The organism is Microbacterium hydrocarbonoxydans (assembly GCF_900105205.1).
Taxonomy (GTDB): domain Bacteria; phylum Actinomycetota; class Actinomycetes; order Actinomycetales; family Microbacteriaceae; genus Microbacterium; species Microbacterium hydrocarbonoxydans.
The window spans coordinates 2,639,777-2,657,804 of sequence record NZ_FNSQ01000005.1; the positions used below are offsets into that span (position 1 = coordinate 2,639,777).

At 68.3% G+C, this 18,028-nt stretch carries 18 protein-coding genes; 9 read left to right on the plus strand and 9 right to left on the minus strand.

The window, feature by feature from the left end; all coding sequences use genetic code 11:
• Window positions 1–53 precede the first annotated feature (53 nt).
• Complete coding sequence (gene ychF, locus BLW44_RS13075; protein WP_060926771.1) at window positions 54–1,127, minus strand: redox-regulated ATPase YchF; 1,074 nt, start codon at window positions 1,125–1,127, stop codon at window positions 54–56.
• Between the two features lie 73 nt (window positions 1,128–1,200).
• A complete protein-coding gene (locus BLW44_RS13080; protein WP_060926772.1) occupies window positions 1,201–1,941 on the minus strand; it encodes a class I SAM-dependent methyltransferase in 741 nt (246 codons plus the stop codon).
• Between the two features lie 60 nt (window positions 1,942–2,001).
• On the opposite strand from BLW44_RS13080, the gene BLW44_RS13085 reads away from it, so the two are divergent.
• Both BLW44_RS13085 and BLW44_RS13090 read left to right on the plus strand, forming a co-directional pair.
• Window positions 2,002–2,610 carry an exonuclease domain-containing protein gene (locus BLW44_RS13085; protein ID WP_060926773.1) on the plus strand — a complete coding sequence of 203 codons (609 nt, stop codon included), beginning with the start codon at window positions 2,002–2,004 and terminating at the stop codon, window positions 2,608–2,610.
• Between the two features lie 75 nt (window positions 2,611–2,685).
• Window positions 2,686–4,038, plus strand: a complete 1,353-nt coding sequence (locus BLW44_RS13090) for a DNA recombination protein RmuC (RefSeq protein ID WP_060926774.1) — start codon at window positions 2,686–2,688, stop codon at window positions 4,036–4,038.
• 46 nt (window positions 4,039–4,084) lie between these two features.
• Here the strand turns inward: BLW44_RS13090 and BLW44_RS13095 are convergent, their stop codons facing one another.
• Window positions 4,085–4,375, minus strand: a complete 291-nt coding sequence (locus BLW44_RS13095) for a hypothetical protein (protein WP_060926775.1) — start codon at window positions 4,373–4,375, stop codon at window positions 4,085–4,087.
• 157 nt (window positions 4,376–4,532) lie between these two features.
• Window positions 4,533–5,519, minus strand: a complete 987-nt coding sequence (glpX, locus tag BLW44_RS13100) for a class II fructose-bisphosphatase (RefSeq protein ID WP_060926776.1) — start codon at window positions 5,517–5,519, stop codon at window positions 4,533–4,535.
• 182 nt (window positions 5,520–5,701) lie between these two features.
• Between glpX and fbaA the strand changes: the two genes are divergently transcribed.
• Window positions 5,702–6,730, plus strand: coding sequence for a class II fructose-bisphosphate aldolase (gene fbaA, locus BLW44_RS13105; protein WP_060926777.1), 1,029 nt, complete (start codon window positions 5,702–5,704; stop codon window positions 6,728–6,730).
• Window positions 6,731–6,797: 67 nt separating this feature from the next.
• On the opposite strand, the gene BLW44_RS13110 is transcribed toward fbaA, so the two are convergent.
• The 3 genes from BLW44_RS13110 to BLW44_RS13120 form a co-directional block, all read right to left on the minus strand.
• Window positions 6,798–7,322 carry a DUF6264 family protein gene (locus tag BLW44_RS13110; protein WP_060926778.1) on the minus strand — a complete coding sequence of 175 codons (525 nt, stop codon included), beginning with the start codon at window positions 7,320–7,322 and terminating at the stop codon, window positions 6,798–6,800.
• 281 nt (window positions 7,323–7,603) lie between these two features.
• Window positions 7,604–8,395, minus strand: coding sequence for an IclR family transcriptional regulator (locus BLW44_RS13115; RefSeq protein ID WP_060926779.1), 792 nt, complete (start codon window positions 8,393–8,395; stop codon window positions 7,604–7,606).
• A complete protein-coding gene (locus tag BLW44_RS13120) occupies window positions 8,392–9,477 on the minus strand; it encodes a 4-hydroxy-3-methylbut-2-enyl diphosphate reductase (RefSeq protein WP_175473395.1) in 1,086 nt (361 codons plus the stop codon). Before BLW44_RS13120 ends, BLW44_RS13115 begins: the two co-directional genes overlap by 4 nt.
• Window positions 9,478–9,532: 55 nt before the next feature.
• On the opposite strand from BLW44_RS13120, the gene xseA reads away from it, so the two are divergent.
• The 6 genes from xseA (at window position 9,533) to BLW44_RS13150 (ending at window position 15,166) form a co-directional block, all read left to right on the plus strand.
• Window positions 9,533–10,825 (plus strand): exodeoxyribonuclease VII large subunit, encoded by a 1,293-nt coding sequence (gene xseA / locus BLW44_RS13125; protein ID WP_060926780.1) that lies wholly within the window; start codon window positions 9,533–9,535, stop codon window positions 10,823–10,825.
• Window positions 10,826–10,916: 91 nt separating this feature from the next.
• Window positions 10,917–11,171, plus strand: a complete 255-nt coding sequence (locus BLW44_RS13130; RefSeq protein WP_060926781.1) for an exodeoxyribonuclease VII small subunit — start codon at window positions 10,917–10,919, stop codon at window positions 11,169–11,171.
• On the plus strand, window positions 11,168–11,812 hold the full coding sequence (locus tag BLW44_RS13135; RefSeq protein WP_074731813.1) for a DUF4245 family protein: 645 nt from the start codon (window positions 11,168–11,170) through the stop codon (window positions 11,810–11,812). Before BLW44_RS13130 ends, BLW44_RS13135 begins: the two co-directional genes overlap by 4 nt.
• Complete coding sequence (locus tag BLW44_RS13140) at window positions 11,809–12,498, plus strand: carbonic anhydrase (protein ID WP_060926782.1); 690 nt, start codon at window positions 11,809–11,811, stop codon at window positions 12,496–12,498. The genes BLW44_RS13135 and BLW44_RS13140 overlap by 4 nt, the downstream gene beginning before the upstream one ends.
• Window positions 12,495–13,910, plus strand: coding sequence for a class II fumarate hydratase (locus tag BLW44_RS13145; protein WP_060926783.1), 1,416 nt, complete (start codon window positions 12,495–12,497; stop codon window positions 13,908–13,910). The genes BLW44_RS13140 and BLW44_RS13145 overlap by 4 nt, the downstream gene beginning before the upstream one ends.
• 419 nt (window positions 13,911–14,329) lie before the next feature.
• Window positions 14,330–15,166, plus strand: a complete 837-nt coding sequence (locus tag BLW44_RS13150; RefSeq protein WP_060926784.1) for a DUF559 domain-containing protein — start codon at window positions 14,330–14,332, stop codon at window positions 15,164–15,166.
• 361 nt (window positions 15,167–15,527) lie between these two features.
• On the opposite strand, the gene BLW44_RS13155 is transcribed toward BLW44_RS13150, so the two are convergent.
• Entirely contained in the window at window positions 15,528–15,731 is a 204-nt protein-coding gene (locus BLW44_RS13155; RefSeq protein ID WP_060928346.1) for a YbdD/YjiX family protein, read from the minus strand.
• Window positions 15,731–17,962: a carbon starvation CstA family protein gene (locus BLW44_RS13160; protein WP_060928329.1), complete on the minus strand. Its 2,232-nt coding sequence runs from the start codon at window positions 17,960–17,962 to the stop codon at window positions 15,731–15,733. The genes BLW44_RS13155 and BLW44_RS13160 overlap by 1 nt, the downstream gene beginning before the upstream one ends.
• Window positions 17,963–18,028 lie beyond the last annotated feature (66 nt).

Below are 18,028 nucleotides of genomic sequence, written 5' to 3' on the forward strand. Positions count from 1 at the left end.
CGGCGACTCTCTGCTGCCCTGTGACTCCGCTGCTCATCGGCATCCGAGGTACCTCAGTTGTTGAAGCGGAACTCCACGACGTCGCCGTCCTGCATGACGTAGTCCTTGCCCTCGAGGCGAGCCTTGCCCTTCGCACGCGCTTCGACGACGGAGCCGGTCTCGACGAGGTCGTCGAACGAGACGATCTCCGCCTTGATGAAGCCCTTCTCGAAGTCGGTGTGGATGACGCCGGCAGCCTGAGGTGCTTTCGAGCCCTTCGGGATCGTCCACGCGCGCGCCTCTTTGGGGCCGGCGGTGAGGTAGGTCTGCAGACCCAGCGTGTCGAACCCGATGCGCGCGAGCTGGTCGAGGCCGGACTCGTCCTGACCGGTCGAGGCGAGCAGCTCGGCTGCGTCCTCGGGGTCGAGGTCGATGAGCTCGGACTCGATCTTCGCGTCGAGGAAGATCGCCTTCGCCGGAGCGACGAGCGCCGCGAGCTCGGCCTTGCGCTCGTCGTTCGTGAGCACCGCCTCGTCGACGTTGAAGACGAAGATGACCGGCTTGGAGGTCAGCAGACCGAGCTCCCGGATCGGCGTCAGGTCGATGCCGGCGACGGACAGCAGCACGCCGCGCTCCAGGGCATCCTTCGCCGCCTTCGCGGTCTCGAGGACGACGGGCTCGATCTTCTTGCCTCGCACTTCCTTCTCGTACCGCGTGATCGCCCTGTCGACCGTCTCGAGGTCGGCGAGCATCAGCTCGGCGTTGATCGTCTCCATGTCGGATGCCGGGTTCACCGCACCGTCGACGTGCACGACGTCGTCGTCGGCGAAGCCACGGACCACCTGTGCGATCGCGTCCGCCTCGCGGATGTTCGCGAGGAACTTGTTGCCCAGCCCCTCGCCCTCGCTCGCGCCGCGGACGATACCGGCGATGTCCACGAACGACACGGCGGCAGGCAGGATGCGCTCACTGCCGAAGATCTCGGCGAGCTTGTCGAGACGCGGATCGGGCAGGTTCACCACCCCGACGTTCGGCTCGATCGTCGCGAACGGATAGTTCGCCGCGAGGACGTCGTTCTTGGTGAGAGCGTTGAAGAGGGTGGACTTGCCGACGTTGGGCAGGCCGACGATGCCGATAGTGAGAGCCACGGGGGTCGAGTCTACCTGTCGCCGATGCGACGATCCTGCGGGCGGTCGCCGGGGTGACCGTCAGCGCCGACAGTCAGCGCCGCACGGCACGGAAGGCGTGGGTCACGTAGGGCAGGTCGATCGTGCCGTCGCCGAGACCGACTTCGTCGAACAGCGCGTCCATCGCGCTCGCGATCTCCGCGCGTTCCTCGGGGGACGCGGCGATGAGGTAGCTGCGCGACAGCGCCATCTGGTGCAGCTGAGTGCGGGTCATCGGGCGGGTCCACTCCCAGGTCTGCGTCTCTGCGTCCGCGAAGGGAGCCTCGATGCGTGGACCCTCCGGCCCGTTGACCAGGTTCTCCGCCGGACTGCTGTGCATGATCTCCGTCAGTCGGTGCACCCACTCCACGCGCTCGTCGCGGATGTTCCAGATCAGTCCGAGCACGCCGTCTGTGCGGACGACTCGACCGATCTCGGCAGACGCCGCGACCGGCTCGACCCAGTGCCAGGCCTGCCCGAGCACGACGGCGTCGAGGCTCGCGTCCGGCAGCGGCAAGCGCTCCGCCGAGCCGCGGAACGTCGGGACGCCCTGGACGCTCCGCCGCAGTGTGGCGAGCATCGTCTCGTCCGGGTCCACTGCCACGACCTCGGCCCCGGGAGCCTGGGCGAGGACGCGCGTGAGCTTGCCCGTCCCTGCGCCGACGTCGGCGATGCGGCGCGACCCGTGCGGCATCGCGTCGAGCATCCACGCCACGGCCTCGAAGGGATACTCGGGCCTCCCGGCCTCGTAGTTCTCGGCCTGCGCGCCGAACGATGTCGCCCTGTCTGCACTCATGTCGCCAGCCTACGGCGCGTCCTCCTCGGTCGGCTCAGAAGCCGGGGAGAGAGTGGGGATGTGCCACTGGATTTCACTGCGATCGACTTCGAGACTGCGAACTCCAGCCCGGCATCCGCCTGTTCCGTCGGACTCGTCCGCGTGCGAGACGGCCAGGTCGTGGCCACCGCCGGATGGCTGATCCGCCCGCCGGCAGGTCACGACGAGTTCCAGGAATGGAACACCAAGATCCACGGCATCCGCGCGCACGACGTCGTGACGGCCGCCACCTGGGCCGATCAGTTCGACCGGCTGTGCGCCTTCGCCGGGGCCGACGTGCTGGTCGCCCACAACGCCGGATTCGATCTGAACGTGCTGCGTCGCGCCTCCGAGGCGACCGGGGGCGACTGCCCGCCCTACCGTTCGCTGTGCAGCCTGCAGGTGGCCCGCAAGGTCTACGAGCTCGAGTCGTACCGGCTGCCGAAAGCTGCCGAGGCCGCCGGCTTCACGGGCTTCTCCCACCACGACGCGCTCGCGGACGCGCTCGCCTGCGCGCACATCATCATGGATGCCGCCCGCCGCACCGCCTCCCCCGACGTCTTCGCCCTGGCGACAGCGCTCAAGCTGCGTGTCACGGAGCCCGTCGCCGCCGTGCCCGTCGCCGCCGTGCCCGAGCGCGCCGTCGCCTGAGTCGCCTCGGCCGCTGGCGCACCGTCGCCTGAGTCGCGCCATGCGAATGTCCGACCCCTGGCGCATCATGGGGTCATGGACGCTCTGACGATGGTTCTCCTCCTGGTCGCACTGGCGGCCGGCGTGGCCGGTGGCTGGTTCCTCCGTGCCTCGCGTGGGGCCGCCGACCTCGCGCGGGCAGAGGCAGAGCTCGCCGCTGCGCGCGACGATCGCGACCGGCAGTACGACCTCTACCGGGATGCCGTCGAGCATGCACGACTGGAGCAGCGTGCCGAGGCACAGCGCGTGCAGCAGCAGAACGCAGTGCTCACGGCACTGGCCCCCGTGCGTGAGAGCCTCCAGCAGATGCAGCAGAAGGTGTCCGCCATCGAGCAGGAGCGGCACGCGCAGTTCGGCTCGCTCGCCGAGCAGCTCCGGCGCGCCCAGGAGTCCGACGAGGCCCTGCGCGCGACGACCGAGTCCCTCGCCGGTGCCCTCAAGTCGACGGCGACGCGCGGCGTCTGGGGCGAGACGCAGCTCCGTCGCGTCGTCGAGGCCGCAGGTCTGACCCGTCATGTCGACTTCGACCTGCAATCCACCATCTCGTCCGACCGCGGGCAGGGGCGCCCCGACATGGTGATCCGTCTCGCGGGCGGCACCTCCATCGCCGTCGATGCCAAGGTGCCGCTCGACGCGTATCTCGAAGCCTCGGCTCTGCCCGCAGGCGACTCGTACGAGACGCAACGACGAGCGCACATGCAGAAGCACGTCAAAGCAGTGCGCGCGCACATCGACGCCCTCGCCAAGAAGGCGTACTGGTCGGGACTCGAAGCGAGCCCCGAGTTCGTCATCTGCTTCCTGCCGAGCGAATCCCTGCTGGCAGCGGCGATCGATGAGGACCCGACGCTGCTCGACTACGCGTTCAGCAAGCGGGTGGCACTCGCGTCGCCCGTGAACCTCTGGGCGGTCCTGAAGACCGTGGCGTACACGTGGACGCAACAGGAGGTCTCGACCGAGGCACGGGCGCTGCTGAACCTCGGCACGCAGCTGTACGACCGGCTCGGCGTACTGGCCGGCCACGCGGATGATCTGCGGCGCGCGCTGGAGCGCACGGTCGACAGCTACAACCGTTTCGCCGGCTCTCTGGAGAGCAGAGTCCTGGTCACCGCTCGCCAGTTCCCCGGCATCAGCGCCACGACGCTCGACGCAGTGCCGCCGACGATCACCGCGCAGTCCCGCAGGTTCACGGCAGCAGAGCTGGTGGAAGGCGTCTCGACCGCAGACGACGCCGCAGCAGCCGCAGATGCTTCCGCAGACGGAGCGTCAGCAGACGGCACTCGGTCAGACGACGCAACGGATGCTCCAGCTCTGCAGGCCGACGTGGGTGAGATCCGATCGCGGCTCGGCGCTCACCAGGCGATGGGTGCGGAAGGATGGGTGGCTGAATGATAGGCGGCTGACACGAAAGACAGCTGCGGTAGCGGAACGCCCGGGGTCAGGCGATGCCGGGTACGCCGCTGAGCAGCAGGATGACCAGGCCGCTCGTCACGACGAATGCGCCGACCATCCACCAGGAGCTGAGCTCGTGACCTTCATCACGGCGCACGCGGAACAACACGTCGGCACGTCGCGCGGGATCCGAGACCGGAGCCTTCGTCACGGCGGCGGGTGCGTGAGACAGGGGAACGCCCGCTTCGTCCACGGAGACACGCATGATGCGGCCGGTGCTCGTCGTGACGATCTTGGTCGGCGCGGCTTTGGAGCCACTCGTGTGCTGCGTTGTCATCGGTCTGCCCTCCTGTGCCTGCGGTGCCTGGCGGCTCCGTCGACGGCGACAAATCCAGTGTCAATTGTGACACGGGCGCGGAGGAAAGCTCGCCCGGCGCTCTAGAGGGCTATACCGGGTCGGTAACGATGACCTGACCGCGCTCAGGAGATCGACGTCAGAGCCACTTCGAGACGAGGTGCTCGGAAGCGATCCGACGCAGCGTCCCCGAGGCCCCGCGCAGCACGACGCTCTCGGTGTAGATGTATCCGCCGTCGCGCCGCACACCGTCGACCAGCTGGCCGTCGGTGACGCCGGTCGCGACGAAGATCGTGTTGTCTCCCCGCACGAGATCGTTCGCCTCGTACACGCGGTCCATGTCGAGTCCCGCATCGATGCCGCGCTGACGCTCATCGTCGTCACGCGGCCACAGACGCCCCTGAATGTGCCCGCCGAGCGCCTTGATCGCGCAGGCCGTCACGATCCCCTCCGGGCTGCCGCCGATACCGACGCACATGTCGGTGCGAGCCGCGTGACGGGCAGCATTGATGCCACCGGCGACGTCGCCGTCGCTCATCAGGCGGGTGCCGGCACCGGCATCCCGGATCTCCTGGATCAGCTGCTCGTGGCGGGGGCGGTTCAGGACCGAGACGACGATCTCGTCGACGGGCTTGCCCAGCGCGCCGGCGAGCTTGCGGATGTTCTCGCCGATGGGGAGCCGGATGTCGACCACGCCCACGCCTGCCGGGCCGGTGACGAGCTTGTCCATGTAGAACACGCTGGAGGCGTCGAGCATCGACCCGCGGTCGGACACGGCGATCACCGAGAGCGCGTTCTGCCGCCCGGCGGCCGTCAACGACGTGCCGTCGATCGGGTCGACGGCGATGTCGCACTGCGGACCGGTGCCCGTGCCGACGACCTCGCCGTTGAACAGCATGGGAGCGTTGTCCTTCTCGCCCTCGCCGATGACGACTCTGCCCTGGAAGGCGACCGTGCCCAGGAAGGCGCGCATCGCGTCGACGGCGGCACCGTCTGCGGCCTCCTTCGCGCCACGTCCGATGAATGGCACGGCGCGGATCGCGGCAGCCTCGGTCGCTCGCACCAGCTCCATCGCCAGGTTTCGGTCGGGACGAAGAGGGCTCAGATCCGCAGTAAGACTCACCATGCGGCCAGCCTAACCAGGAAGGCGCGTCAACCAGCCCGTTTTCGGGCTACAACGGACGAAGGAATCGCGATTCTTAACACGACAATAGGACAGGGGCGCTCGCGGGGTCACCTCGACAGCAGCACCGAGTCAGCCCCGATAGAGTGACAGCTGTCCCGGCTTCCCCTATCGCAGGAGTTCTCATGCCCGTCGCCACCCCGGATCAGTACGCCGAAATGCTCGACCGCGCGAAGGCCGGCGGCTTCGCGTACCCCGCCTTCAACGTCTCCAGCTCGCAGACGATCAACTCCGTCCTGCAGGGCCTCACCGAGGCGGGCTCAGACGGAATCATCCAGGTCACCACCGGTGGCGCCGACTACTTCGCCGGCCACACCGTCAAGGCTCGCGCGACCGGCGCGCTCGCGTTCGCCCGCTACGCCACCGAGGTCGCCAAGAACTACCCGGTGACCGTCGCGCTGCACACCGACCACTGCCCGAAGGACGCCCTCGCCGGCTTCGTCGAGCCGCTGATCACCGCATCCGAGGAAGAGGTGAAGGCCGGCCGCAACCCGATCTTCCAGTCCCACATGTGGGACGGCTCCGCAGTCCCCCTCGCGGAGAACATCGAGATCGCCAAGGATCTGCTGCCCCGGATGAAGAACATCAACGCCATCCTCGAGGTCGAGATCGGCGTCGTCGGCGGCGAGGAGGACGGTGTCGCGCACGAGGGCTCGAACGACGCTCTCTACACGACCTTCGCGGATGTCGACCAGGCCGTGCAGGCTCTCGGCCTCGGCGAGCAGGGCCGCTACATCGCGGCCCTCACCTTCGGCAACGTCCACGGCGTCTACAAGCCCGGTGGAGTCAAGCTGCGCCCCGAACTGCTCGGAGAGATCCAGGAGCAGGTCGCCGCGAAGTACAACACCGGAGCGAAGCCGCTCGACCTCGTCTTCCACGGTGGCTCCGGCTCCACGGATGACGAGATCGCCCTCGCGGTCGCCAATGGCGTCATCAAGATGAACATCGACACCGACACGCAGTACGCCTACACGCGCGCGATCGCCGACTACATGTTCAAGAACTACGACGGCGTCCTGAAGGTCGACGGCGAGGTCGGCAACAAGAAGCAGTACGACCCGCGTGCCTGGGGCAAGGTCGCAGAGACCGCCATGGCCGCTCGCGTCGTCGAGTCCACGCGCCAGCTCGGCTCCTACGGCCAGTCGAAGAGCTGACCCCAAGCTGCCTGACATAGAGATGCCCCCGACCGACCGGTCGGGGGCATCTCTGCGTATCCGGCGGCTAGCGCGCCGCCATCGTGTCCATGAAGGCGATGAACGCCGGGTCGTTCATCAGAGGGATCGCGACGCAGATCGATGCGACGAACAGCGTGACCGCGGCCCCGACGAGCGGGACCCACCAGCCTCGCCGTCCGCTGCGCAGCCGGCGGATCGAGAAGTAGGCGGTGAACGACCAGCCCGCTGCCAGCACGACGGCGGCGATCGTCCCCCAGAGCTTGCCCTGCGCGAAGTTCGTGAACTCCCCGTCTGCGCCGACGGCTCGCAGCACCTCGTTCATCGCGGTGGAGAAGTCGAGGTAGGACAGTCCGGTGACGACGACGTTGACGAGGCCGTAGGCGAGCAGCGCGATCGTCACGAAACGGTCGACCGGGCTCGAGCCCGCGCGACGTGGCTCAGTGGTCGGCGCTTCCGGCACGACGGGCGACTCGGCCGCGACCGGCATCGCGTCCAGCGGCGGCAGGCCTGCTGCCTTGCGCTGCTCCTCGAGGGTGGCGATCTCGCCGTACTGCGGCCGTTCGTCCGTCATGACGACATGCTATCCGCCGGGCCTCTGCGCGGCTCTCAGGATGATGCCGCGGAAACATGATGGCGGCCCCGGAGAAGTGGGGACTTCGCGGGGCCGCGGACTCGGAACGCTGGGGACGTTCGTCATCCAAGTGGGTTGAGAAACGCTGGGGACGTTTCACCACCTGTAGCGCCGAATGCACAGACGACTACAACTCACACTGTAGGAAAGCGCGTGCCGACACGCTAGAGGTATTTCTTCAGATAGTGAAACAACATCCTGCCCGCTGAACTACGGCAGGTTCACTCGGAGGCACTCGCCGACGGCTCGCTGCCCGCCAGTGCATCCGCGCCGAGCTGCAGAGACAGGCGCCGCGCGGCCTGCTGAAGCTTGCCGATGAGGCCGCGATCGAGCACGGCCTGGTCGGCCGGGAGCGAGATCGCGAGCGACGCCACCACGTCCGGCGCGATGACGGGGACGGCGATGCAGGCGTTGCCGATCGCATACTCCTCGCGGTCGACTGCGAAGCCCGGGGACTGCTCCAGGTGGGTCAGCAGCGTCCGCCGATCGCTGATCGTGCGCGGCGTGAGCTCTTCGAGCCGGTGCCTGGCGAGGTAGTCCAGGCGCTCGTCGTCGCTGAGGTCGGTGAGGATCTGCTTCCCGAGCGCCGTGGCGTGCGCGCTGGACTCCAGCCCCACCCACAGCTCGATCCGGGGATTGCGCACCGCATCGACGATGTCGACGAGGTGCAGTTCGCCGTCCCGATACCGGGACAGGTAGGCGGTCGCTCCCAGCTCCTCGGTCACGTCACGGAGCGCCGCGCGCACTCGCGCGAGGAAGATCCCTCTCGCGCCCGAGTCCGCCTGGAACGCCGGAAACCGGGAGCCGAGCACGAGGCCGTCCGGTTCGCTGCTCAGGTATCCCTCATGGACCAGCGTGCGCACGAGGTTGTAGGTCGTGCCCTGAGTGAGTCCGGTGATGGCGGACAGCATCTTCACCGGCAGAGGTCGCGGCGAGTTCGCCACGATGTCCACGAGCCGCAGAGCACGTTGAACGGACCCGATGAGGGTCGGCTCGGCCTCTGCGGCGCTCACCGTCTAGGCGCTTCCACCAGACGCGCGTCCCCCAGCGCCCGGGCGTCGCGCTGGCCGGAGGCATCCTGGCGCAGCTCCTTCGGAAGGGAGAACATGAGGTCCTCCTCCGCCGTCTTGACCTCTTCGACGTCTCGGTAGCCGGCGCCGTCGAGAGCGTCGAGCACCTCCCGCACGAGCACCTCGGGAACGGATGCGCCGCTGGTCACCCCGACCGTGGCGACGCCGTCGAGCCACTCCTGCTTGACCTCTTCGGCGTAGTCCACCCGGTACGCCGCCTTGGCGCCGTACTCGAGAGCGACCTCGACCAGGCGCACCGAGTTCGACGAGTTCGCCGAGCCGACGACGATCACGAGGTCGGCGTTCGCGGCGACCTTCTTGATCGCGACCTGGCGGTTCTGCGTCGCGTAGCAGATGTCGTCGGACGGCGGATTGTGCATCTCGGGGAACCGCGTGCGCAGCCGGTTGACGGTCTCCATGGTCTCGTCGACCGACAGCGTGGTCTGCGAGAGCCAGACGACCTTCGAGGGATCCTTCACCTGCACGGTGTCCGCCTCGGCGGGCGAGTTGACGATCGTGACGTGGTCCGGCGCTTCGCCGGCCGTACCCTCGACCTCCTCGTGACCCTCGTGGCCGATGAGCAGGATCTCGAAGTCGTCACGGGCGAAGCGCACGGCCTCGCGGTGCACCTTGGTCACCAGGGGACAGGTCGCATCGATCGCGTGCAGGCCGCGGTCAGCCGCCGCATCGACGACGGCGGGCGAGACTCCGTGAGCGCTGAAGACGACGTGAGCACCCGGCGGCACCTCGTCGACCTCTTCGACGAAAACGGCGCCCTTCTCCTCGAGCTCGGAGACGACGTGGATGTTGTGCACGATCTGCTTGCGCACGTAGACGGGGGCTCCGTAGCGCTCGAGCGCCTTCTCGACCGCGACCACGGCGCGGTCGACGCCGGCGCAGTAGCCGCGGGGAGCGGCGAGCAGAACGCGCTTGTTCCCCACGACCGGGTTATCCTGAAGCCGCCCGGCCGCCCCACGTACTCGTGGGATACGCGGCAGGGGCAGATGAACGGCAGTCGAGGTCACCCTTGAATTCTACCGCCGAGAACCTGAGCAGGAGCGGGAAGGGGACGCCGAGCGCATGACGGTCTTCGAAGCATCCACGCGTCCGGGCGAGACTCCGCCCGCGGATGCCGTGGCTCCCCGCGACTCCACCGCGGACGCGCCGACGTCCGTGGCCCGGCTGAACGGGACCATCCGCGACTTCGTCGCCCGATGGAACACCGTGTGGGTCGAGGGCGAGATCACCTCCTGGAACGTCCGCGGCGGCAACATCTTCGCCCGCCTCAAGGACACCCGGTCCGACGCGCAGATCTCCATCAGGATCTGGTCGAGCGTCCGCCCCCGCATCCCCTCCGATCTCGCCGTCGGCGATCATGTGGTCGCGGCGGTCAAGGCCGACTACTTCGTCAAGGCGGGCGACTTCAGCTTCGCTGTGTCGGCGATGAAGCACGTCGGTCTCGGCGATCAGCTCGAACGCCTCGAGAAGCTGCGACTGCAGCTGCGCCAGGAGGGCCTCTTCGATGCATCCCGCAAGAAGCGGCTGCCCTTCCTGCCGCACGTGATCGGGCTGATCACCGGTGAGAAGTCGGATGCCGAGAAGGACGTGCACCGCAACGCCGAGCTGCGGTGGCCCCAGGTCCGCTTCCGCACGGAGTACGCCGCCGTACAGGGCGACCGCTGCGTCCCCGACACGCTCGCGGCACTCGCCAGGCTCGACGCCGACCCCGATGTCGACGTGATCGTCATCGCCCGCGGTGGCGGCGACCCGCAGACGCTTCTCGGCTTCAGCGATGAACGCCTCGTGCGCGCCGTGGCAGCAGCCTCGACTCCCGTCGTCAGCGCGATCGGCCATGAGAACGACCATCCGCTTCTCGACGACGTCGCCGACCTCCGCGCCTCCACACCCACCGATGCCGCCAAGCGGATCGTGCCGGACGTCAGCGAGCAGCGGGCCCTGATCGCGCAGTTGCGGTCAAGAGCCACCTCTCGGGTCACCCAGCGCCTGTCGCACGACATCGCCCAGCTGGAGCAGCTGCGGTCCCGTCCGGCACTGCGATCGCACGATCCGATCATCGACTCGCGTTCGCAGGAGGTGTGGCTCACCCTCTCCCGCGGGCGGGACACCATCACGCGTCGGCTCGACGCGGCAGGCCGCGCGACCAGCGAGCTGCGCGCGTCGCTCCGTGCCCTCTCCCCCGCGGCCACGCTCGCGCGCGGCTATGCGATCGCCCACCTCGACGGAGGCGTCATCCTGCGCGACGCGGCGGATGCGCCGGCCGGAAGCGCCCTCACGATCACGGTCGACCGCGGCTCGCTCGCGGCGCGTTCCGAAGGCGAGATCGCCGAGGAGTCGGCATCCTCCTCCCGGTAGTGCGTCGGGCCGTCCGGCGGATGCCCCGGCGGTCCGTCCGCGGGACGGCCCTCCGGATGAGCACCGCCCGCGCACCGCGTAGGATGGAGGCGTGAGTGCGCTGAACGACACCCCTGTGGACACGCTGTCGTTCGAAGCCGCTCGAGACGAGCTGGTCAGGGTGGTCTCGGAGCTCGAGCAGGGGGCGCCCACGCTCGAGCAGTCGCTCGCCCTCTGGGAACGTGGCGAGGCCCTCGCGGCCCGCTGCGAGGAGTGGCTCCTGGGCGCCAAGCGCCGCCTCGACGCCGCACGCTCGGCCGCATCCGACTCCTCCGGCGCATCAGACTCCTCCGGGGACGAGTCGTGAACAAGCCGGCCCCGATCGTCGCGGAGCTCGGACGCCCGGAGACCCCCGCCGAGACCGCGGCCCGCAAGGCCGCCTCGAGCAAGGCCTATCGATCGAGCCAGACCGTGCGGAGCCTCGTCGCCGCCCTCATCGCCACTCTGGCGATCGTCGCGGTGATCGTCTTCGCCGTTCCGCGCGGGGAGCCAGCGACCACGGAGGACATCGACGTCGCCGGCATCGCCGCCGACGTGGAATCCACCGTCGGGAGCCCGGTCATCGTCCCCGAACTCGGATCGTTCTGGCGTGTCAACGCCGCAGGCCTCACCAGCGGCGCCCCGATGGTCTGGGACGTGACGCTGGCCCCGGCTGCCCAGAACGAGCGCGGCTTCATCAAGCTCGCACAGGCCTTCGGCACGGATGCGTCGTGGGCCCCGCAGCGTCTCAACGGCACGGCCCCGACCGACACCACGACCATCGACGGCGTGGAGTGGGACGTCTACGACCTCGGCGACGCCGGCGCGAAGCAGAACATCACCTACGCGATCGGGACCCAGGCGGGCGACGACTACCTGCTGCTCTACGGTTCCCGCTCGGCCGAGTCCGCCGCCGAACTCGCCGAATCGCTCCTCCCCCAGATCCGCGAACTCTCGGAGACCCGATGACCCCCGTGCTCACTCCCGCCGCCGCCTGGACGCAGATGCAGGAGGGCAACCGGCGATTCGTGGCCGACGCCCCCCGGCACCCCAACCAGGACGTGGCCCGGCGCAAGCACCTCGCTGCGGCGCAGCATCCCGTCGCCACGCTGTTCGGATGCTCCGACTCGCGTCTGGCCGCCGAGATCATCTTCGACCTCGGCCTCGGCGACCTCTTCGTCGTCCGCAACGCCGGACAGGTCATCGGCGAGTCGATCGTCGCGAGCCTCGAGTACGCGGTTGCGGTTCTGAACGTGCCGCTGATCGTCGTCCTCGCCCACGACTCCTGCGGCGCCGTGCGCGCAGCGATCGACGGCACCGCGATCGACGCGGCACCCCTGCCTCCGCACATCTGGAAGCTCATCGCCCCGATCGTCCCCGCCGCCCGCAAGGTGCTCGCCGAGAGCGGCGGAAGCACCGTCGCCGAGATCGACGCCGAACTCGTCGGCCAGGAGCACCTGCGCAACACCGTCAGAGACCTGCTGCAGTCGTCCGAGGTGATCTCGAACGCCGTCGCGGAAGGCCGTCTGGGCATCGTCGGCGCGAACTACCGACTCGCCGAGGGCACTGCGGTGCCCGTCATCACGGTCGGGATCGACGACGACGGAATCGACACCGAGGGGCACAGCCCCGCAACCAAGGAGGGTTCGGAATGACCGACCAGCACAGCGGCGCGGACGCGCAGGGATACCGCATCGAGCACGACACGATGGGCGAGGTGCGGGTTCCCGTCAACGCACTCTACGGCGCTCAGACGCAGCGTGCGGTGGAGAACTTCCCCATCTCGGGCAAGGGTCTGGAGTCCACCCAGATCGCTGCGCTCGCACGCATCAAGAAGGCGGCGGCGCTCGCGAACAAGGAGCTCGGCACGCTCGACGGCGCGATCGCGGACGCGATCGCCCAGGCGGCCGACCAGGTCGCCTCCGGCGCTCACGACGGCGAGTTCCCCGTCGACACCTACCAGACCGGCTCTGGCACGTCGTCGAACATGAACATGAACGAGGTCCTCGCGACGCTCGCCACCCGCATCCTCGGTGCGAACGTGCACCCGAACGATCACGTCAACGCGTCGCAGTCGTCGAACGACGTGTTCCCGACCTCCGTGCACATCGCCGTCACGCAGGCTCTGATCGACACGCTCATCCCGGCCCTCGACCACCTCGCCGTCGCCTTCGAGGCGAAGGCCGAGCTGTGGAAGGACGCCGTGAAGTCCGGCCGCACCCACCTGATGGATGCGACGCCGGTCACCCTCGGCCAGGAGTTCGGCGGTTACGCACGTCAGATGCGTCTCGGCATCGAGCGCGTCCAGTCGGCTCTCCCCCGCGTCGCCGAGGTGCCGCTGGGCGGCACCGCCACCGGAACCGGCATCAACACCCCGCTCGGATTCCCGCAGAAGGTGATCGAGCTGCTCGCGGCCGAGACCGAGCTGCCGATCACGGAGGCCAAGGACCACTTCGAGGCCCAGGCCAACCGCGACGGTCTCGTCGAGGCATCCGGCGCCCTCCGCACGATCGCGGTCTCGCTGACCAAGATCAACAACGACCTGCGCTGGATGGGCTCCGGCCCGAACACCGGTCTCGGCGAGCTGCACATCCCCGATCTGCAGCCCGGCTCGTCGATCATGCCCGGCAAGGTGAACCCGGTCGTCCCCGAGGCGGTGCTCATGGTCTGCGCCCGTGTCATCGGCAACGACGCCACCGTCGCCTGGGCCGGTGCGTCCGGTTCGTTCGAGCTCAACGTCGCCATCCCGGTCATGGGCACGGCGGTCCTGGAGTCGATCCGCCTGCTCGCCAACGCCTCGCGCGTGCTCGCCGACAAGACCGTCGACGGTCTGCAGGCGAACCTCGACCGCGCAGCCTCCTTCGCCGGCATGAGCCCGTCGATCGTGACGCCGCTCAACAAGCTGATCGGCTACGAGGCCGCGGCGAAGATCGCCAAGCACTCGGTCGCGAAGGGCATCACGGTGCGCGACGCCGTGATCGACCTCGGCTACGTCGAGCGCGGCGAGCTGACGATCGAGCAGCTCGACGAGAAGCTCGACCTGCTGTCGATGACCCACCCTGGTTGATCCCCTCCGGGGTGACCACCTCACGCTGACGACGGATGCCGCAGGGACATGTTCCCTGCGGCATCCGCCGTCTTCGGGTCTGGTCGGCATCCGATCGTGTTCATGCACCCTGCCCTGATGTCCCGTTCTGCACACGATGCCCCGTTCTGCACACCGGCGCCGGGGAAACATCCGCGGTTCGAGGCACCCAGTGCAGGCTGGGACAAGCCCACTTCCCCTGCGCCCTGTCCGGATGTCCCAATCTGCACACGATGCCCCGTTCTGCACACCGGCGCCGGGGAAACGTCCGTGATTCGAGGCACGCTGTGCAGGCTGGGACAAGCCGACTCCCCCTGCACCCTGAGCTTCTCCGGCGCCTTCTCCACCGGTCACGGCTTCACGCCATCGGACCCTGCGGCCCAGACGGCAGGGTTGTCGTCATGCTCTCCGCACCCGACACCATCCAGCGGCTCGTCGGGATCGCGCGCGGTTCGCACCTCCAGAGCCTCGGTTTCGATCGACGCACGTTGTCGCGCAGCGTGGATGCCGGGGAGATCGAGCGGCTGCGTCCGGGGGTCTTCGCGTCGGGTCGCGTACCGGACGACGTCCGCACCGCTGTCCTGCACGGCGGCGCAGCGACCTGTGTGACCGTGCTTCGCGCACAAGGAGTGTGGACGCTGCCCACGGCAGCCGCTGTGCATGTGTGGCTCGGTCCCGGCCGCCACGGTCATCCGCATCCCGACTGTGCCTGCGTCATCCACTACTACCGAGGCGATCGTGCCCTCGCTGCCGCATCGCTCACGGTGGCACTCGTGCACGTCCGACGATGCGCCGGCGACGAGGCGTTCTTCGCGGCCTTCGAGTCCGCGTGGCGACTCGGCAAGCTCTCGAAGGCGGCGCGGGGCAGAGTTCGAGCTGCGCTCCCGCAGTACGCGCGCTGGCTCGTCGATATCGCGCGGCCGGATGCGGACAGCGGGCTCGAGTCCCTCCTGCGGTTGAGACTGCACCTCCTCGGCATCCGACTCGATTGCCAGGTCGTGATCGACGGAGTCGGTCGCGTCGACTTCGTCATCGACGGGCGACTGATCCTCGAGGCGGACGGCAAGTCGAATCATGACGATGCATCACACCGGCACCGGGATCTGGTCAGGGACTCGGCGGCCTCGATCCGCGGGTACGAGACGCTGCGATTCGACTACGCGCAGATCGTGCACGACTGGCCGGAAGTACAGACGTCGGTCCTCGCTGCGATCCACCGTCTGTCGATGCAGGACTGACCTTCAGGGTCGCTCCGGCACGCACTCCGCCGCCCGCAGAGCACACAAAGCCCCGGATCGCACAGTCTTCGACGAGACACGTGCGATCTGGGGCATCGTGTGCAGAACAGGACAGGATCGGTGGAACGGGACAGGATCGGTGGAACGGGACAGGATCGGTGGATCGGGACAGGATCGGTGGATCAGGACAGGATCGGTGGATCAGGACAGGATCGGTGGATCAGGACAGGATCGGTGGATCAGGACAGGACAGGGGCCGCAGAACCGGACAGGGACGGTGGAACGGGACAGGACAGGGGCCGCAGAACCGGACAGGGACGGTGGATCGGGACGAGACCGGACTTCCAGAACGGGACGGGAGTCAGCAGCAGCGAGCGCCGGGGTCGGCATCCTGTTGGGCATAGTGCGCCCGCCAGAACTCGCGCTCAGTGAGCGGCACCCTATCGGGATGCCGCTCCCGCTCGTGAGCGAGATAGTCGGCGTAGCGCGACTGACCCGTCACACCGTTCACGTACCAGGCGACCGCCTTCCAGACACGCCGCGCGGTCCCGGTCATCGCCGCCATCAGTGCCCCCTCGTCGGCTGAGCGGATGCCGGCAGCGAGTCCCACTCCTTCTCCACGGCCCGCTCCTCCCGAGAGGAGAACAGACCGGCGGGAGCGAAGCGTCGAGAGGGCACCTCGGGATCCTCATGATCGACGACCGGCCCTGGGCGCAGCGCCTGGATGACCTTCACGAGCGAGATCGTGATCACGATCACCGACAGCACGAGGAACGTCGCCGACAGCACTCCCTGAATCATCGTGTTGCGGACGACGGCCTCCATCGCCGCGACGCTCGTCGCCGTGCCGAAAGACGTCTCCCCCGCCGCCAGCGCGTCACGGAAGGCGACGTGGTTGGCGAAGTACCCGACCTGCGGCACGGTGGAGAAGATCTTCTGCAGGGAGGCGGTGACCGTCACGACCGTCACGAACGCCAGCGGCAGAGCCACCACCCAGAGCGCCCGGAAGGTACGCCTTCGCGCCACGATCGTGAGCACCACGGCAAGGGCGATCGCCGCGAGCAGCTGATTCGCAATGCCGAAGAGCGGGAACAGGGTGTTGATGCCGCCGAGCGGATCGGTCACTCCCATGATGAGCACCGCACCCCAACCGGCCACCATCACCGCGGTGCAGATCCACGCTCCGGCCCTCCACGACGTGTCCTTGAAGCGCGGGATGACGTTGCCCACCGAGTCCTGGAGCATGAACCGCGCGACACGGGTGCCGGCATCCACGGCCGTGAGGATGAAGAGAGCCTCGAACATGATGGCGAAGTGATACCAGAAGGCCATCATCCCGGTGCCGCCGATCCATTGCTGCATGATGTGCGCGAGACCGAGGGCCAGCGTCGGGGCGCCACCGGTGCGCGAGACGATCGATTCCTCGCCCACCGCCTCGGCCGTGCTCGTGAGCATCTCGGGCGTGAGGTTCACCCCGGTCAGCCCGAGACTGTTCACGAACTGCACTGCACCCTCGACCGTGCCGAGGGTCGCTGCCGGCGACGAGTTCATCGCGAAGTAGAGCCCGCGATCGATCGAGATCGCGGCGACGAGCGCCATGATCGCCACGAACGACTCCATGAGCATCCCGCCGTAGCCGATGAACCGGGTCTGCTTCTCCTTCTCGATCATCTTCGGCGTCGTGCCGGACGAGATGAGGGCGTGGAACCCGCTCAGGGCACCGCAGGCGATCGTGACGAACAGGAACGGGAACAGTGCCCCCGACCACACCGGGCCGGTCTCCCCGCCCGCGAACTCGCTGAACGCGGGGACGGTGATCTCCGGCCGCACGAACAGGATCGCCACAGCGAGTGCGACGATCACCCCGATCTTCATGAAGGTCGAGAGGTAGTCGCGCGGTGCCAGCAGCATCCAGACCGGCAGCACGGCGGCGATGAAGCCGTAGATGATGATGCCCCATGCGATCGTGGTGCGATCGAGGGTGAAGAGCGCCTGACCCCAGTCGGTCTCGGCGACCATGCCGCCGCCGATGATCGCCGCCATGAGCAGCACGAAGCCGATGAGCGACACCTCGGTGATCTTGCCCGGCCGGATCCAGCGGAGGTACGCCCCCATGAACAGCGCGATCGGGATGGTCATCGCCACCGAGAAGACGCCCCAGGGGCTCTCGCCGAGGGCGTTCACGACCACCAGGGCGAGGATGGCGGTGATGATGATCATGATGAGCAGCGTCGCCACGATCGCCGCGGTGCCGCCGAAGCGCCCGAGCTCATCGCGCGCCATCTGCCCGAGCGAGCGTCCGCCGCGACGCATCGAGAAGAACATCACCAGGTAGTCCTGCACCGCCCCCGCCAGCACGACGCCCACGATGATCCACAGGGTGCCGGGCAGGTAGCCCATCTGCGCCGCCAGCACCGGTCCGACCAGCGGACCCGCGCCCGCGATGGCCGCGAAGTGGTGGCCGAACAGCACGCGACGATCGGTCGCGACGTAGTCCTTGCCGTCGGCCTTGTACTCGGCGGGCGTCGCCCGTCGGTCGTCGGGCTTCACGAGATTGCGCTCGATGAACTTGGAGTAGAAGCGGTAGAACACGAGGTACGTGCAGACTGCGGCGAACACGAACCAGATCGCGTTCACGGTCTCGCCTCGCACGATCGCGAGCATGGTCCAGGCCAGACCGCCGAGCAGCGCGATCGCCACCCACAGCACGATCTTCAGCGGCGTCCATCTCGGTTTCTCATCCACCGCCACAGGGGGAAGAGAGGGGTCTTCGACGGTCTTGGTCGCATCGCTCATAGCGCATCACTCCATCGTCTGCGTTCGATGCGACGAGCCTAATCCGGCCTCCGCGGGCAGGGGAAG

Coding starts and splice junctions, on each gene's coding strand:
- BLW44_RS13155 (WP_060928346.1), bottom strand. CDS start 15,731: ATGGCGGCGATGACCGGGACCGCGCGGCGTGTCTGGAAGGCGGTCGCC.
- BLW44_RS13080 (WP_060926772.1), bottom strand. CDS start 1,941: ATGAGTGCAGACAGGGCGACATCGTTCGGCGCGCAGGCCGAGAACTAC.
- BLW44_RS13090 (WP_060926774.1), top strand. CDS start 2,686: ATGGACGCTCTGACGATGGTTCTCCTCCTGGTCGCACTGGCGGCCGGC.
- fbaA (WP_060926777.1), top strand. CDS start 5,702: ATGCCCGTCGCCACCCCGGATCAGTACGCCGAAATGCTCGACCGCGCG.
- BLW44_RS13145 (WP_060926783.1), top strand. CDS start 12,495: ATGACCGACCAGCACAGCGGCGCGGACGCGCAGGGATACCGCATCGAG.
- BLW44_RS13160 (WP_060928329.1), bottom strand. CDS start 17,962: ATGAGCGATGCGACCAAGACCGTCGAAGACCCCTCTCTTCCCCCTGTG.
- BLW44_RS13150 (WP_060926784.1), top strand. CDS start 14,330: ATGCTCTCCGCACCCGACACCATCCAGCGGCTCGTCGGGATCGCGCGC.
- BLW44_RS13095 (WP_060926775.1), bottom strand. CDS start 4,375: ATGACAACGCAGCACACGAGTGGCTCCAAAGCCGCGCCGACCAAGATC.
- xseA (WP_060926780.1), top strand. CDS start 9,533: ATGACGGTCTTCGAAGCATCCACGCGTCCGGGCGAGACTCCGCCCGCG.
- BLW44_RS13110 (WP_060926778.1), bottom strand. CDS start 7,322: ATGACGGACGAACGGCCGCAGTACGGCGAGATCGCCACCCTCGAGGAG.
- glpX (WP_060926776.1), bottom strand. CDS start 5,519: ATGGTGAGTCTTACTGCGGATCTGAGCCCTCTTCGTCCCGACCGAAAC.
- BLW44_RS13140 (WP_060926782.1), top strand. CDS start 11,809: ATGACCCCCGTGCTCACTCCCGCCGCCGCCTGGACGCAGATGCAGGAG.